The sequence below is a fragment of the Arthrobacter arabinosi genome (assembly GCF_054511115.1).
The window spans coordinates 1-1,169 of record NZ_JBTNDF010000035.1 but is presented as its reverse complement, the minus strand read 5'-3'; the positions used below and the strand labels follow the sequence as shown (position 1 = coordinate 1,169).

The 1,169-nt window shown below is 51.2% G+C and carries 1 tRNA gene and 1 rRNA gene; both read right to left on the bottom strand.

The features are described 5' to 3' along the window. Positions 1-927, bottom strand: a 23S ribosomal RNA gene (locus ACX80P_RS16970); the annotation flags it as partial. 127 nt (positions 928-1,054) lie between these two features. Next, positions 1,055-1,127, bottom strand: a tRNA-Ala gene (locus ACX80P_RS16965). Positions 1,128-1,169: the final 42 nt, after the last annotated feature.

The following is a 1,169-nucleotide window of genomic DNA, read 5'->3' as shown; positions in this document are numbered from 1 at the left end:
CTTGACGGGCCCCTAGTCCAAACAGAGCTCTACCTCCAGCATCCTCTTTGCGAGGCTAGCCCTAAAGCTATTTCGGAGAGAACCAGCTATCTCCAAGTTCGTTTGGAATTTCACCGCTACCCACAACTCATCCCCGCAATTTTCAACTTACGTGGGTTCGGTCCTCCAGCGCGTTTTACCGCGCCTTCAACCTGGTCATGGGTAGGTCACTTGGTTTCGGGTCTGCGTCAGCCAACTGCTCGCCCTCTTCAGACTCGCTTTCGCTACGGCTCCGTCTTTTCTGACTTAACCTTGCTGACTAACGCAACTCGCCGGTTCATTCTACAAAAGGCACGCCATTACCCGTTAACGGGCTCTGACTACTTGTAGGCACACGGTTTCAAGTTCTATTTCACTCCCCTCCCGGGGTTCTTTTCACCTTTCCCTCACGGTACTGGTTCACTATCGGTCACTGGTTAGTATTTAGCCTTGCGAGATGGTCCTCGCGGATTCAAGCGGGATTTCACGTGTCCCGCCCTACTCAGGATACTGATAGGCCTTCTTTGGATTGCGCTTACGGGGCTCTCACCCTCTCTGGCGCGCTTTCCCAAACGCTTCTGCTATCCTCTGAAGGGCCATGTCTCAGTCCTACAACCCCGGCAGATAAATCTGCCGGTTTGGGCTCTTTCCTGTTCGCTCGCCGCTACTTGGGAAATCGATATTTCTTTCTCTTCCTGCAGCTACTTAGATGTTTCAGTTCACTGCGTGTTCCCTCCTTAAGCTATGTATTCACTTAAGGATAGCATGTCTGCACATGCTGGGTTCCCCCATTCGGAGACCTCCGGATCAAAGCCTACTTACGGCTCCCCGAAGACTTTCGCGGTTAGTCGCGTCCTTCATCGGCTTCCAGTGCCAAGGCATTCACCGTGCGCCCTTCTTCACTTGACCTTGCAAGTTTGTTCTTTCGAACTCTCTCGGTCGCTTTGCAATGTTTTCATTGATCTCAATGATTCTCGGTTTTTTCTTGGAATTAAGATATTCAGTTTTCAACGTACAAACTTGGCCTTCCGGCCAATGGAGGCAAACGGGATCGAACCGATGACCTCCTGCTTGCAAAGCAGGTGCTCTCCCAGCTGAGCTATGCCCCCGTAAAATATCAACTTTTAAGATGTTACTCCATCTCGGCTGAA